12 protein-coding genes are annotated in these 14,909 nt (G+C 65.2%); 1 reads left to right on the top strand and 11 read right to left on the bottom strand.

The window, feature by feature from the left end:
• Nucleotides 1-11: 11 nt before the first annotated feature.
• From C8J36_RS19205 to C8J36_RS19170, 8 genes are all read right to left on the bottom strand, one after another.
• Nucleotides 12-1,250, bottom strand: a complete 1,239-nt coding sequence (locus C8J36_RS19205; RefSeq protein ID WP_132536977.1) for an MFS transporter — start codon at nt 1,248-1,250, stop codon at nt 12-14.
• 93 nt (nt 1,251-1,343) lie between these two features.
• On the bottom strand, nt 1,344-2,636 hold the full coding sequence (gene glcF, locus C8J36_RS19200; protein ID WP_132536976.1) for a glycolate oxidase subunit GlcF: 1,293 nt from the start codon (nt 2,634-2,636) through the stop codon (nt 1,344-1,346).
• A 6-nt stretch (nt 2,637-2,642) separates the two neighbouring features.
• The gene (glcE, locus tag C8J36_RS19195) at nt 2,643-3,887 is read right to left on the bottom strand and encodes a glycolate oxidase subunit GlcE (protein WP_132536975.1); all 1,245 of its coding nucleotides are present in this window, start codon (nt 3,885-3,887) and stop codon (nt 2,643-2,645) included.
• A complete protein-coding gene (locus C8J36_RS19190) occupies nt 3,884-5,323 on the bottom strand; it encodes an FAD-linked oxidase C-terminal domain-containing protein (RefSeq protein ID WP_132536974.1) in 1,440 nt (479 codons plus the stop codon). Before C8J36_RS19190 ends, glcE begins: the two co-directional genes overlap by 4 nt.
• A gap of 128 nt (nt 5,324-5,451) precedes the next feature.
• Nucleotides 5,452-6,909: a coniferyl aldehyde dehydrogenase gene (locus tag C8J36_RS19185; protein WP_132536973.1), complete on the bottom strand. Its 1,458-nt coding sequence runs from the start codon at nt 6,907-6,909 to the stop codon at nt 5,452-5,454.
• A gap of 8 nt (nt 6,910-6,917) precedes the next feature.
• Nucleotides 6,918-8,522, bottom strand: coding sequence for a GMC family oxidoreductase N-terminal domain-containing protein (locus tag C8J36_RS19180; protein WP_132536972.1), 1,605 nt, complete (start codon nt 8,520-8,522; stop codon nt 6,918-6,920).
• 393 nt (nt 8,523-8,915) lie between these two features.
• Nucleotides 8,916-9,521: a J domain-containing protein gene (locus C8J36_RS19175; protein WP_062596937.1), complete on the bottom strand. Its 606-nt coding sequence runs from the start codon at nt 9,519-9,521 to the stop codon at nt 8,916-8,918.
• Between the two features lie 109 nt (nt 9,522-9,630).
• Nucleotides 9,631-10,578: a DUF808 domain-containing protein gene (locus C8J36_RS19170; protein ID WP_132536971.1), complete on the bottom strand. Its 948-nt coding sequence runs from the start codon at nt 10,576-10,578 to the stop codon at nt 9,631-9,633.
• A 285-nt stretch (nt 10,579-10,863) separates the two neighbouring features.
• On the opposite strand from C8J36_RS19170, the gene ppk2 reads away from it, so the two are divergent.
• Entirely contained in the window at nt 10,864-11,820 is a 957-nt protein-coding gene (ppk2, locus tag C8J36_RS19165; protein ID WP_132536970.1) for a polyphosphate kinase 2, read from the top strand.
• Between the two features lie 36 nt (nt 11,821-11,856).
• Here ppk2 and C8J36_RS19160 read toward each other — a convergent pair whose 3' ends face one another.
• From C8J36_RS19160 to C8J36_RS19150, 3 genes are all read right to left on the bottom strand, one after another.
• Nucleotides 11,857-13,047, bottom strand: coding sequence for an alpha/beta hydrolase-fold protein (locus C8J36_RS19160; RefSeq protein WP_132536969.1), 1,191 nt, complete (start codon nt 13,045-13,047; stop codon nt 11,857-11,859).
• Between the two features lie 164 nt (nt 13,048-13,211).
• The gene (locus C8J36_RS19155; protein ID WP_132536968.1) at nt 13,212-14,000 is read right to left on the bottom strand and encodes an inositol monophosphatase family protein; all 789 of its coding nucleotides are present in this window, start codon (nt 13,998-14,000) and stop codon (nt 13,212-13,214) included.
• Nucleotides 13,997-14,881, bottom strand: coding sequence for a glycerophosphodiester phosphodiesterase family protein (locus tag C8J36_RS19150; protein ID WP_245506633.1), 885 nt, complete (start codon nt 14,879-14,881; stop codon nt 13,997-13,999). Before C8J36_RS19150 ends, C8J36_RS19155 begins: the two co-directional genes overlap by 4 nt.
• Nucleotides 14,882-14,909: the final 28 nt, after the last annotated feature.

The following is a 14,909-nucleotide window of genomic DNA, read 5'->3' as shown; positions in this document are numbered from 1 at the left end:
CCCGACGGGCGCTAAAGCTTCGGCCTTGCCTGTCTCATAAGGGGCGGCTTTGCCGACCAGACCAGTGCGGCACCGGCCAGAAGCAGGATGCTGGTGCCGATGAAGACGACGGGCATGCCGATATGGCCGCCGATGAAACCGCCCAACAACGGTCCCGCGACCTGGCCGACATATTGCGAGGAAACGGAGAGACCGAGTGCGGTTCCGGCAGACCGATCCGGCACGGCGTGCCGGATGACCGCCGCAATGCAGGGGAGGAGGCCGCCGAGCGCCACACCCATCAGGAAGCGCAGCAGGATCAACTGCCAGACGCTGGTGACGAAGGCCTGCGGCACCAGCAGAACACCGGCGGCAACAAGGGCACCGGCGATGACCGGCCAATGGCCGATGCGGTCTGCGAGCCGCCCCAGACGGGAGGCGGACAGGATGCTGCCGAGGGCGGCCGTCGACATGACCAGCCCGGCCCACATCGTCACCGTTTCCGGCCTCTGGACCAGTTGCGCCACATAGACCGTGATGATCGGCTCGATCGACATATTGGCGAGCATCAGCAGCATGCCTGTCGCGAGCATGGCGATGACGGGCGCCTTGTCCGGTATGGCGGCCCAGCCGCCACCCGCCTTGGCCGCCTGCCTGCGGCCGGGAACGGATTCCTCCTTGATGAGAAAGGTCGTTGCGAGGAAGGCGAGAAAGATCAGCCCGCCTGCGGCGAGGAAGGTGTTGCGGATGCCGGTCAGCGGCGGCAGCACCCCTCCGATCAGCGGTCCCACGAGGTTGCCGGCCATGATGCCGGACGACAGCATGCCGAGCGCCCAGGCCGAGCGATCACGCGGCGTCTGCGTCGCCACGAGCACCATGGAACCCGAGGAATAGCCACCGGCAAGACCGACGAACAGCCGCAAGGCGACAAGCTGCCAGACGTTTTCGGCAACGCCCATCAGCCCGATGGCGACCGTCATGCCGAGGCTTGCCCGCACCAGCATCAGCTTGCGCCCGTAGATATCGCCGAGACGTCCCCAGAGGGGCGCGACGAGCGCGGCCGCAAAGAAGGTGGCGCCATAGGCGATCCCCGACCATTGCACGATGGCCGCGTGATCGGTCACGCCGAGCTCCTCGACATAGAGCGGCAGGAACGGAAGCAGCAGCGTCATCGCGATGATGGTGGTGAACGAGCCGACAAGCGAGACCGCAAGGTTTCGCTTCCAGTGAATGGAGCCGCCTGCGGCCGTTCCCGGGTTTGCATCCGTCATCGTTTTCGCCTGTTCGAGGTGAGCCTCCCCTATCGCGCCACACCCGCGGTGACAAGGTCGGGAAACCCGACGTCCGGCGCGTCGCTGGCCGGATCAGCCGCCCAGTTTGGCAGGTCTTGGCCCGCCATAGGCCCAATCGAGAAGCTCGACCGTATGGACGATCGGGACCGCCGTTCCCGAGCCGATCTGTGTCAGGCAACCGATGTTTCCGGCCGCGATCACATCGGGTTTCGTGGCTTCGAGGTTTTTGACCTTTCGCCGCTTCAGCGTCGCCGATATCTCCGGCTGGAGGATGTTGTAGGTTCCGGCCGAGCCGCAGCAGAGATGACCTTCCACCGGATCGCGAACGGTAAATCCGGCCGTCTTCAGAAGGAGTTTTGGCAGGGCCGTGATCTTCTGACCGTGCTGCAGCGAGCAGGCGGAATGATAGGCGACGACGAGATCGTGTTTCGGCAGGGGTTCGAGATCGAGCGTCGAGAGATATTCGGTGATGTCCCTGGCAAGTGCCGACACCCGTGCCGCCTTCGCCGCATAGAGCGGATCGAGGCGCAGCATGTGGCCGTAATCCTTGATGGTCGTGCCGCAGCCCGACGCGGTGATGAGGATGGCGTCAAGCCCGCCCGCCTCGATCTCCCGCGTCCAGGCATCGATATTGCGGCGGGCGAAATCGAGCGCTTGTGGCTCGCGGCCCATGTGATGCACCAGCGCACCGCAGCAGCCTTCGCCCTTGGGCGTCGCGATGGCGACGCCGCGCCGGGTCAGCAGCCGGACCGTGGCGGCATTGATGCCGGGGTCGAGCGCGGGCTGGGCACAGCCTTCCAGCAGGATCACGCGGCCATGGGCTGCCGGATGATCGCCTGGTGCAGGCGCCGGCCTGCACTTTGCCGCGCGGCGCGGCGCCAGATCGAGCATGGCCGCAAGCGGCGCCAGAGGTTTTACCCGCCGCAGGAGCGGAGCGAAGGGTCGGGCCACCCGCGCCAGTGCGAGCGCTGCGCGAAACCGGGCGGGATAGGGGAGAACGGCCGCCAGCAGGCCGCGGATCATCCGGTCTCCGAGCGGGCGTTTATACGTTTGCTCGATATGCACACGGGCGTGGTCGATCAGGTGCATGTAGTCCACGCCGGATGGACAGGTCGTCGTGCAGGCGAGGCAGGAGAGGCAGCGATCGATATGCGTCACGACCTCGCGATCCGCAGGCCGGTCGTTCTCGAGCATGTCCTTGATGAGATAGATGCGACCGCGCGGACTGTCGAGCTCGTTGCCGAGCGTGACATAGGTCGGGCAGGTGGCGGTGCAGAAGCCGCAATGGACGCAGCGCCGCAGGATCTTTTCGGATTCCGCCACATGCGGGTCGGCCAGCTGTTGGGGTGTGAAGGAGGTTTGCATCTCTGGCTATCCCGTCATTCCGATCGGCCCGGCTTTCGCGCCAAGAACGGTCGCCATCCTCCCCGGCGAGAAGATGCCGGCCGGATCGAGCTTGGCCTTGATGCGCGCGGAGAGGGCCGCGATCGGCTCCGGCTGCGGCTCGAATGCGGAAACGCCGGATCGCTGATCCTCGGATGCGCGGATCAGCGTTGCGTGTCCGCCACCGACGGCCGCGATCGTCCGGCGCACGACGTCTGCCTGCGGCTGCCCGCTCATCTGCAGCCAGACGAGACCGCCCTGCCAGTCGTAGAGCGCGGCGATGTCGGCTTGCTGCCGGAGTGCTGCCACCAGCCTGTGGCCGGCGGTCGGCGCGACGGATACCCGCCACAGCGGCAGATCCTGTCGCACCTGCAACGGCGTCACGTCGCGAATGGCGCGCCATAAGGTGTTGCTGGCCAAGGCATCGAGCGTCTCGACGGATGCGAAAGCCGACAGCCTCGCTGCGAGCGCGGTGACGCGCACGGCAACCGATGCCGATAGGCCTTCGAGGCGCAGAGCCGTCCAAGCTGTCTTCCGGCCAAGGACATCGGAGAACGGCTGCGCCAAGGCCTGCGGAATGTGGGCCGCAGCGGAAACGTCGCTTGCCTGCGCCACCGCTGCCGCCATCGCCTGGCTGGCCGTCGCGTCGTCGAGGCCCGGTAAGAGGATCGTCGCTTCCGTTTCCGGTCGCGGCAGCACACGGAAGGTCACCTCGGTGACGAAGCCGAGCGTGCCGTGCGATCCTGCCAGGAGCTTGACGAGATCGAGGCCCGTCACGTTCTTCATCACGCGCCCGCCGGCACGGATCGCCTCGCCGCGTCCATTGATGAAACGCAGTCCGAGCAGGCTGTCGCGCGCCGCCCCGGCCGACAGGCGGCGCGGGCCCGAGGCGTTGGAGAGGAAGACGCCGCCGATGGTCGGCGCGCCCTGCGTGTTCAGAAGGCCGCGATGGTCGATCGGCTCGAAGGCGAGCATCTGGTTGTTGGCGGCAAGAGCTGCCTCTAGGTCGGATAGCGGCGTTCCGGCCCGAGCCGTCATCACCATCTCGCCGGGGTCGTAATCGACAATGCCGGCAAGGCCGGTGGAACAGAGCACGGCCCGCGCTTGCACGCGATTGCCGAGGCCCGCGCGCGTGTTGCCGCCGAGGAGGGAGAGGCCCGTGCCCGTGCCGGCCGCATGGCGGATCACCTCGCAGGCTTCCGCCTCGGTTTGCGGACGATGGACATCGCTCATGCTGCGGGCCGTCCTTCCAGCGGGAAGACCTTGGACGGGTTCAACAGCCAGTCCGCGTCGAAGGCGTAGCGCACGGCCATCTGCTGGGCGAGATCGGCATCCGAGAACTGGAAGCGCATCAGGTCGCGCTTCTCGATGCCGACGCCGTGTTCGCCGGTCAGGCAGCCGCCTGCCTCCACGCAGACCTTGAGGATTTCGTTGCCCGCCTCTTCCGCCTTGGCGGCTTCCGCCGGGTCGTTGGCGTTGAAGAGGATGAGCGGATGCATATTGCCGTCGCCGGCATGGAAGACATTGGCGACGCGCAGGCCGAGCCCCGTGCAGATTTCCTCCGTCCGCTGCAGCACGTGCGACAGCTTGCCGAGCGGCACCGTGCCGTCCATGCAGATATAGTCGGCGATGCGCCCGGTCGCGCCGAACGCCGACTTGCGGCCCTTCCAGATCAGCGCGGCCTCGGTTGCCGACTGGCTTTCGCGCACCGTCATAACGCTGTGGCGGCGGGCGATGGTGACGATCGCGGCCAGCATCGCCTCCATCTCCGCTTCCGAACCCTCGACCTCGATGATGAGCAGCGCGCCGACATGGAGCGGATAGCCCGCCTTGGCAAAGGCCTCGCAGATCTCGATCGCCTGGCGGTCCATGAACTCGATCGCGACCGGAATGATGCCGGCGCCGATAATCTCGGCGACGCAGGCGCCGGCCTCCTGCGATGTGGCAAAGCCGAAGAGCACCGGCCGGGCGCCCTCGGCCTTCGCCAGAATCCGCACAGTCGCCTCGGTGACGATGCCGAGCTGCCCCTCCGAGCCGCAGACGAGCCCAAGCAGGTCGTAGCCCGCGGCATCGAGATGGGCGCCGCCGAGCGTAATGACGGTCCCGTCCATCAGCACCATGGTCACGCCGAGCAGGTTGTTGGTGGTGACGCCATATTTGAGGCAATGCGCGCCGCCCGAGTTCATGCCGATATTGCCGCCGATGGTGCAGGCAAGCTGGGAACTCGGGTCCGGCGCATAGAAGAAGCCCTCCGGCCCGACGGTCTCGGAAATCGACAGGTTGGTGACCCCCGCCTGCACCCGCGCGACCCGGTTGTCGAGATCGACGTCGAGGATGGCGGACATGCGGGACAGACCAAGCACCACGGCATCCGGTTGTGGAATGGCTCCGCCGCAGAGCGAGGTGCCCGCGCCGCGCGGCACCACGGGAATGCCGTGGCTGTTGCAATAGGCGAGCACGGCGGACACTTCCTGCGTCGTGCGGGGCAGGGCGACGGCGAGCGGCAGCTGGCGATAGGCGACATAGGCATCCGTCTCGAACGGCACCAGTTCGCGTGCTTCGTGCACCAGCCCGCCATCCGGCAGAAGAGCGGCGAGATCGGCGATGATCCGCGCCCGCTGCGACAAGACTGCGGCACGCGGCGGCAGAAAGGCGATGGGTTGCGACACGGTCTCTCCTCCCCGTGAATGATGCTCGTTGCATCCGTGAGGGGAGTATAGGCATCCTGCCGTGGTGCGCGAGAGGAAATGCGGATCGGGCGATAAAAGACCGGATCGCGGTCCGACCCGGAGAGGCCTCAGCGGCCCTCGTCCGGGCCCGGCTTGCGCGCTTTCGACAGGCGTCCGATCTTGTGCCACGCAGAGAGCCGCGCGAGCCGCCCATAGGGCGGCATCATGCCAGCGAGCCTCGCAATGTCCATGCGGGGTTGGATGTAGATCGACCTTGCATGGCTGAAGGTCCGGAACCCGTCCCGTCCATGATAGGCGCCCATCCCCGAGGGGCCGATGCCACCGAAGGGGAGGTCGTCCGGAAGCGCGTGAAAAAGAACGTCGTTGATGGTCACGCCACCGGAAATCGTGCGCTCGACCACGTGGCGCTGTTCCGTGATGTCCTCGCCGAAGTAATAGAGGGCGAGGGGATGCGCGCGTCGATGAACCTGCGCAATCGCGTCCGCCATATCGTCGTAGCGCCGGATCGGAAGGATCGGACCGAAAATCTCTTCCTGCATCACCCGCATGTCGTCGGTCGCGCCGCGGATGATGTGCAGAGGCATCTTGCGCCCGTTCGCACGGGAAAAATCCTCCTTGGCGGGATTGACGACCTCGATCTCGGCGCCTTTCGCACGAGCGTCGTCCACGAGCTCGGTCAGGCGTGAGATATGCCGGTCGCTGATGATCGACGTGTAGTCCGGATTGTCGAGCATGGTCGGGTACATTCTCTCGACAGCGGCTTTCAGCCCCGCAACGACGGCGTCGTCATCCGCATCGCGCACCAGCATGTAGTCGGGTGCAAGGCAGACCTGTCCGGCATTCAGCATCTTTCCCAGTGCCACGCGTCCGGTCGCGCGGGCGATATCGGCGCCGCTTCCGATGATGACCGGCGATTTTCCGCCGAGTTCCAGCGTGACCGGGACAAGATTGTCGGCGGCGGCATGAAGGATATGGCGGGCAATATCCGTTGCCCCGGTGAAGATCAGATGATCGAAGCGGAGTGCCGAGAAGGTCCGACCGACGTCGGCACCCCCTGTCACGAAGCTCACTTCATCGTCCTCGAAATAGCGATCGGCCACCGCCGAGAAGACGGCATTGGTTGCCGGTGTGTATTCGCTGGTCTTGACCATCGCGCGGTTGCCGGCTGCGAGAACGCCGGCCATAGGCGTCATGATGAGGTTGATCGGAAAATTCCAGGGCGCGATGATCCCGACGACACCCTTCGGCTGATACTCGACCTGTGCCCGCGCGCCGAGGAGTGAGAGCGGAAACTGCAAGGGCCGCCGCTCCGGCTTCGACCATGCGTGCAGGTTTTTTGCGGCGTGGTCGAGCGCACCGATCGAGACGGCGATATCGGTCAGCATGGATTGCTCGACGCTGCGATGCCCGAAATCCTCCGAGAGTGCTGCGCAGAAGGTTTTGGCATTGTCTCGGATCATCGATGCCGCGCGCCTCAGTCGATCGACGCGAAGAGCGACCGGCTCCGGCAGGGCCGTCAGGAAGGCGCGGCGTTGTTTGGCGAGAAGGGCGTCGAGATCGGTCATGGCTGACTCTATCGGTTCACGGAGCGCAGGATCAAGTCGGCGGCCCGTTCGCCGATCATGGCACTCGGCGCTTGGGTGTTGCCGCTGACGAGTGTCGGCATGATCGAAGCGTCGGCGATACGCAGGCCCGAGACGCCGCGGACGCGCAGCTCCGGATCGACAACGGACGCCGGATCGCTGCCCATCCGGCAGGTGCCGACAGGGTGGTAGATCGTATCGGCGTGGTTGCGGATGCTTGCCTCGATCGCTGCATCGTCCTGCGGATCGAGCGCACGGAACGGGCGACCCCTGTGTTGCTCGAAAGCCGGTTGCCGGAGGATATGCTCGGCGATGCGCACGCCCTCGATCAGCGTCTGAAGGTCGCCGGCATCGGAGAGATAGCGCGGATCGATGAGGAGCGGGCTCGTCGGATCGGCATTGGCCAGCGTTACGGTGCCCCGGCTGGCGGGACGGAGAACGCAGACGTGAAGCGAGATGCCTGTCTTGAGCAGGATGCGGCGCGCATGATCGTCCACCAAACCGATGGTGAAATGAAACTGAAGATCCGGACGATCCACCAGGGGCGAGGATCGCACGAACCCGCCCGCTTCTGCAAAGTTGCTGGAGAGGCTTCCCCGCCGTCTCCGCAGGAACGGCAGGATGCCGCGCACCAGCGGAACCGATCCGAGAGGCGTCGTTCCGATTGCTCCGCCGCCGCGGATGAGCCTGCTGCTGATATGGTCGAGATGATCCTGCAGGTTGGCACCCACCTGCGCCCGGTCGGAGATGACGGCGATCCCATGCCGGCGCAGATCTTCCGCCGGGCCGACGCCGGAGAGCATGAGAAGTTGCGGCGTACCGAAGGCGCCGCCGGCCAGCACGATTTCGCCGCGTGCGGTGATGGTGCGGGTTCGTCCGCCGTGCCGGACCTCCACTCCGGTGGCCCTGTTCTGCTGGAAGGTCAGGCGCAGGGCCTGCGTTTCGGACAGCACAGCGAGGTTCGGGCCGCGCCGCGTGTGGATATAGGCCCGGCCGGCATCGAAGCGGCGGCCGTCTTTCTGGAACAGCTGGTATGCACCGAAGCCCTCCTGGGTCGGCCCGTTGAAGTCGCTGTTCAGCGGATAGCCCGCCTGTTCTGCCGCGGTGATGAAATCGCCGGTCAGCGCGACATCCGTCCACAGGTCGTCTACGTGCAGAGGTCCGCCTTTTCCGTGAAAGGCGTCCGCTCCGCGGGTATTGTCCTCCCCGCGCAGAAAAAGCGGCAGGACATCGCGCCAGCCCCAGCCGATGCATCCCTGGGCCGCCCAGCCATCGTAGTCTTCCGCCTGCCCGCGCATGTAGATCATCGCATTGATGAGGCTGCTGCCCCCGACGCCGCGGCCACGCGGCTGGAAGCCGCGCCGACCGTTGAGCTCCGGCTGCGGAACAGTCTCATAGGCATAATTGTGGCGATTGCGACGGCCGACGAGGCCACTGATGCCGGCCGGGATGGAGACCAGCATGTTGCCCGTTGCCGGCCCCGTCTCGACCAGTGCGATCCGCCAGTCGGGCCGGGCCTCCGAGATCCGCGCCGCCGTCGCGCAGCCTCCGGGGCCCGCGCCGATCACGATGATGTCGAAAACATCCGCGCTCATGCCGCGCGCCGCAGGATTTCGACCCGGCAATGTCTCCTCGGACGGGAGAACCGGATGGCGTCTACCATCGGCAGCGACGGTTTCAGATTGTCGGCAGCGGCGCTCCACCGCCAACCCTGCTCACGGCGTGCGACCGCCAGGGCTCGGCGCCATGTCGCAGATCGCACCTCGCCTGCGGGCGTCATGGTCACGTGGATCCTCCCTCCCATCGCGGCCTCCCATTCCGGATCGCTGTTTTAGCGATGCCGGAACGGTGGGCGCTCGCCGCCCGTCTGTCAAGCGCTTGTCTCGCGGCGGAAGCAAGGCATGCGCATCGGCACGGCGGGGCCCGCCGAACCTGCCATGGCGCACGGGTCGCTGACGTGTGGGAAAGAATGGAAAGCCGATCGGTTCTCAGCAGAATCCGTTGAGCTTCAGGATCTTGTGAGCCTCGATCGTCGCCTGAAGGTCGGTCTCCGACGAGCGATTTCCGGCGTTTGCATCGGGGTGATGGAGCTTGATCCGCTCCTTGTAGCGCCGGTTGATCTGATCCGCCGTGGCATCGTGCGGCAGGCCGAGTGTTTCGAAGGCCTTCGCTTCGAGCACTTTCAGTTTCCGCGCCTGTGCCTCCCGCTTCTGCATCAGGCGTTCGGCCGCACTCTTCCGGGCGTTCAGGGACTTTGCCGAACCCGAGCGCACGGTAAACGGCATCGGCAGTTCGGTTGCTTCCTGGATCGGCTTGCCAAAGCTTGGCCGCGCGCCGCTGATCGCGTCGCGCTGGTAGCGCGCAACAACCGGGTCGGAGAGATCCGGTGAGAAGTTGTAGCCCTTGTTGTATTCCTTGATGTGGTCGAGGCAGAACATCAGGAACAGGCCTTCGCCGCCGAGACCGACCGGTGCGCGATGCGTCCCGGTCTTCTCGCACCCCTGCCATTGACACTGCGGCCCCGTGGGCGCCTCAGAGGCTTTGGACTTCTTCTTGGCCGACTTGAGGCCGACGAAAATTCGTGAATCAGACATGCAGGGCTTATGCGATCAGACGCGCGATCCCGCAAGACCGCTTTGTGGGGTCACGATCATTCTCTGGCGGTTCAGCACTTCACAATGTCGCGCGGCGCGGGTCGATCTTTCAGGCCTTGTGCTTTGCGAAGAGCGGTGCGGCGGCCGAAACCAGTAGGACGACGATGCCGCCAAGGATCGCGCCGAAAACCGCTTGCACCAGCGTTGCCGCCAGCCAATGGACGACGTCGGGCAGGACGGGAACGACCGTCTGCGCAAACGCAGCGGTTGCCTCGACGATATGTTCCGGCTGCGCGATGCCGAATTCGGCAAGGCCATGAATGACGATGCTCCCGCCGACCCAGAGCATGGCGGCGGTTCCCACGATCGCGAGGATCTGCAGAAAGACCGGAACGCCCTTGACGAGGCCGTGCCCGACGGACCTGCCGATCCCGCCGCCCGTCGCGACCAGATGCAGGCCGATATCGTCGGCTTTGACGATGAAGGCCACGACACCGTAGACGGCGACCGTGATCAGGATGCCGACGGCGGCCAGCACCGCAATCTGCGTCACGAGGTTCGAGGCGGAGACGCCGGCAAGCGTCAGCGCCATGATTTCTGCCGAAAGAATGAAGTCCGTCCGGATGGCGCCGGAGACCTTCTGCTCTTCGAGCGTCGCCGGATCGACGGTCGAGGCCGCGGTCGCGTCGGCATGGCCGTGTCCCGACAGCGCGGAATCGATTTTTTCTGCGCCCTCGAAACAGAGATAGGTGCCGCCGATCATCAGCAGCGGGGTGATCAGCCACGGCGCGAAGCTGCCCATGAGCAGGCAGGCGGGCAGCAGGAAGACGAGCTTGTTGCGCAAGGAGCCCTTGGCGATCCGCCAGATGATCGGCAGTTCCCGGCTCGGCGACAGTCCGACCACATAGGTCGGTGTTACCGCGGTATCGTCGATGACGACGCCTGCGGCCTTGATGCTGGCCTTCGCGGTCTGCGCCCCGACATCGTCGAGAGAGGCGGCCGCAAGCTTTGCGATGGCCGCGATGTCATCCAGTAGCGCTATCAAGCCTGTCGCCAACGCAACGTCCTTTCCCGTCCGATGCCGGACCCGGACCCGGGAACATGCTGGCATCGCAATGCAATTGCTGTTTCGATCGGTGTGCAGCGTTATTGTCTGCGCACGCAGACAGGGCCGCAAGACGGCTTTCGAGTCAACGTCCAAGTCTCTGCATTCGAACGATGATCCGCAAAAATCGGGACAATGCGGTCTTGCATCGTCGGCCATGAGACGATCGTCATTCTGCTGACACAGGAAAGGCTGTAACGTCCCGCACTGCTTGACCTTATCCTTTCCGGAGCCTCCATGAACATCAACGACCCGGCCCAGCTCGCACGTATCAAGGCGGAAATCATCGACAGTTTCGACGAAGAGCTGGAAATGCAGATGGAAGAGGATCGCCTGGACGATCTTCTTGACGATGGCGTGGAGCCGACGGCCGAGCAGCTGCTCGATCGCAAGGTCTATTTCCGAGAACTGTTCCGCCTTCAGCATGAGCTCGTGCGTCTGCAGGATTGGGTCCAGCACAAGAAGCTGAAGGTCGTCGTGCTGTTCGAGGGACGCGATTCCGCCGGCAAGGGCGGGGCCATCAAGCGCGTGACGCAGAGGCTGAACCCGCGCGTCTGCCGCGTGGTCGCGCTGCCGGCACCGTCGGAGCGCGAGCGTCACCAGTGGTATTTCCAGCGATACGTGCAGCATCTGCCGACCGCCGGCGAGATCGTGCTGTTCGACCGCAGCTGGTACAACCGGGCCGGCGTGGAGCGCGTGATGGGCTTCTGCACGCCCGACGAGCTGGAGGAGTTCTTCCAGTCCGTTCCCCAGTTCGAGACCATGCTCGTGCGCTCAGGCATCATCCTCATCAAATACTGGTTCTCGATCACCGACGAGGAGCAGGCCTTCCGCTTCAACATGCGGATCCGCGATCCCCTGAAGCAGTGGAAGCTGTCTCCGATGGACCTGGAGAGCCGCATCCACTGGGAGGCCTACACCAAGGCCAAGGAGGATATGCTGGAGCGGACGCATCGCCCGGAATCCCCCTGGTGGGTGGTGGATGCCGTCGACAAGCGCAAGGCGCGCCTAAACTGCATTTCGCATCTCCTGCAGCAGATCCCCTACGAGGACGTGCCGAAGATGTCGATCGAGCTGCCGGATCGCACCCGCAATGCCGATTACTACCGCAAGCCCGTGCCGACGGACATGTACGTGCCGGACGAATATGGCGGCGCGACGGGCACGGACATGGCTCGGAAGAGCGGTCGCTAGGCTTCAGGCAACAAGCCGCCCGGCTATTCCTGAAGGCTATTCCTTGAAGGCTTTTTCGAGGAAGGCGATCAGCGAGGGCCTCCAGACGTCCATTTCGTGCTGGAGGTCCTTGTACTCGTGATACGCGTGGGTGATCTTCTTTTCGTCCAGTTTCGCCTTCAGCCCGGCAATGTCCTTGCCTGTCACCATGTCTTTCGACCCCACGGTCACGGTGAAGTTGCGAAGCGCCTTGTTGATCGTGTCCGGCGCGTTCAGCGCCGCATCGACCGCCGTGTTGGGCACCGTGGTGGTGGAGACACCGCTGAAGGTCGCGACCCAGCCAAAGGTGCCGAGATGCGATAGCCCGGAGACCAGGGCCTGATAGCCGCCCTGCGAGAGGCCGGCGACGGCGCGCCCGTCGGCATCCGTGCGCACGCGGTAGGTTTTCTCCATATAGGGAATGAGATCCGTGATCAGCTCGCGGTCGATCGCGTCCGCGTTGATCGGATAGAAGTCCTTGCGGCGCTGGGCCGCCGGAAAATTCTCGGCGATCGCTTCGGGTATGTCGGCTTCTGTATCCGGGATGACCACGATCATCGGCCGGATCTTCGGTTCCGCCAGCAGATTGTCGAGAATCTGGGGCGCGCGTCCCTGTGTGACCCAGGAGTCCACCGTGTCTCCGAAGCCGTGATAGAGGTAGACGACGGGCAGGGGCTCGGACGCATCGGTGTAGCCCGGTGGCGTGTAGACATGCATCTGGCGCTGCGATTTCAGGGCCTTCGACGACACGGTCACCAGGCGTAGATCGCCATGCGGTACGTCGCGCGTGTCGAGAATGCTGCCTGGCACGAGAACGAGGCTTGTGTTCACCTGCCTCTGCGGTTTCGGCTGGTTTGTACCGGTGTCGATGCTGCGGAAACCGTCGACGTCGAAATAATACTCGTAAAGGTTCGGCGCGAGACGGTCGCTCTTGGCTGTCCAGACGCCGTTCTCGCTCCAAGTCATCGTCATCGGGTCACGCTGCCCGAGGACGACGGAAACCGATTTCGCGGCCGGGGCGAAGAGGCGGAAGGTGATCGACCCGTCCGCCTCGACCGAGGTGACGAACGCCTTCAGCGGCTTGTCTGCCGGCGGAGAGGCGGGGCCTGCTGGCGCAGGCGCTTGAGGTTCCGCTGCCAACGCTGGCGCGCTGATGATCATGGCCGCAGCGCAACCTGCCGCAACAAAGCCCGGCAATAGCTTGAACATGATGATCTCCTCCGCATCGCATCAACCTCATCCCACAGGAAACCTACATCCGTGCGGCCTGTTTTCAACGGCCGTTCCGCAGGTTTCGATCGGGTGCCCTTCGTCCGAGACATCGAAGCGTGTCGAACGAGGGGCGATGCGATGGGCGGGCGAAAGGCTCGCCGCTATCCCTCCGTCACCTCCGGCCAAAATGCGGCGGTGGCCTCCAGAAGTGCTGCGGTGCCTGCCGCGATCCAGGGAATGTCGGCCTCGCCGTCCGGGCCGGTGCGCAGACCGATGCGGACGTCGAGACCGGCCTCGCGGGCAAGCACGGCGCCGCCGGCGATGTCCCACATGGTGGTCAATTTCTGGAGGTGCCCGTCGAAAATGCCGCGGGCGGCGAACACCAGCGAGACCGACGTGGTGTGCAACGCTTCGACCACCCATCCTGCTTCGCGCAGGCCGGTGTGCAGCGCCCCGATCTCCGCGATGTCGTCCTTTGCGCTGTCGCCGAGCGAGACGACGCGGACGTCGCTGAGGGGCGCTCCGCGGGCAAGAGGCGCGCCGTTGCGCAGCAGGCCGGTGCCCTCGGCGGCGCCATAGACCTCGCCGAACACCGGGAGGGCGACCACGCCGAGGTCGGGACGCCCGTCGGTGACATGCCCGAGCGAGATGCCCCAGAGCGGCGAGCCGCGCAGAAAATTCGCGGTGCCGTCGATCGGATCGATGATCCAGTAGGCGTTTCCACCCACGCCACCGAGCTCTTCACCGACGATGGCTTCTCCCGGAAAGGCTGCAGCAAGCCGTTTCCGGATCAGGGTCTCGATACTGGTATCGGCTTCGGAAACGAAATCCTGGAAACCCTTCTCCCGCGTGGCGATCGTCTCGCGGGCGGCAAAGAAGGTCATCGCCTCGTGCAGGGCCTCTTCCACGATGCCCGTCGCCCTTGCTAGGCGGTTTTCTGCCTCCGTCATGCCGAAGCTCCCTCCTGTCGGGTCGCCCAGGCCCGGAAGGCCTCGACCTCGTCGGTCTGGATGGCGCCGACACCCGCCTGTGCCAGCCGGCCCCAGACCGACTGCGGATCGCGAAGGGCCCGGCTGTCGTTGTAGTCGAGGCAGTGGGAAACATCGAGCGTATTGATCCAGACGCGGATATTCTGGCGGTCGAGCTCGTCGCGTGCCGCGGCCACATCGTCGAGATCGTCGAACCTGACCTCGATCATCGGCGCGCGGAGCGGCGCGATGCGCCGGAGATCCTCGGCAAAGCGCCCCTTGCGCACCCGGAACATCGGCATGTGCGGGATCTGGCCGAACCAGTCCTCGCCGAGCAGCGGGAAGGTCGTCGCGTCGATGTCGATATCGGTCTTGACGAGGATCTGCGCTGCGACGCCGAGGCGAAGCACCGTTTCCATGACGCGCGGAAGATCGCGCTCGAACTTCGTGTCGATGTTGACCGCGATGCGCCCGCGTGCGGCCTCCAGGATCTCTTCCAGCGTCGGCACGATTTCTGCCGTCGGCGCGGCGTTCTCGCCCCCGGCGCCGGCCTTCAGCCGTGAATTCCGGACGATCTCGAACGGCAGTTCGGCGACGATGCCGGAGCCGGTCGTCGTGCGCTCCAGCGTCTTGTCATGGATGACGACGAGGTGCCCGTCGGCGGTTGCCTGGGTGTCGATTTCGACCATCTCGACGCCAAGCGCGATGGCGGCTTCGATCGAGGCGATCGAATTCTCCGCCGTCGTCATCCAGAAGCCGCGATGGGCGATGGTGAGGATGCCGGGATTGTCGCGCGAGGCCATGAGGAGGACGTCGGGCCGGTGCGACGGGGTGGCGGCGAGGCGGCTTTGCGAATTGGGCATGAGGTCTTGCTTTCGGCTGGTGGGAAGG

Source organism: Rhizobium sp. PP-F2F-G48 (assembly GCF_004342335.1).
Taxonomy (GTDB): Bacteria; Pseudomonadota; Alphaproteobacteria; order Rhizobiales; family Rhizobiaceae; genus Ferranicluibacter.
This window is presented reverse-complemented; position numbering and strand designations above follow the sequence as displayed.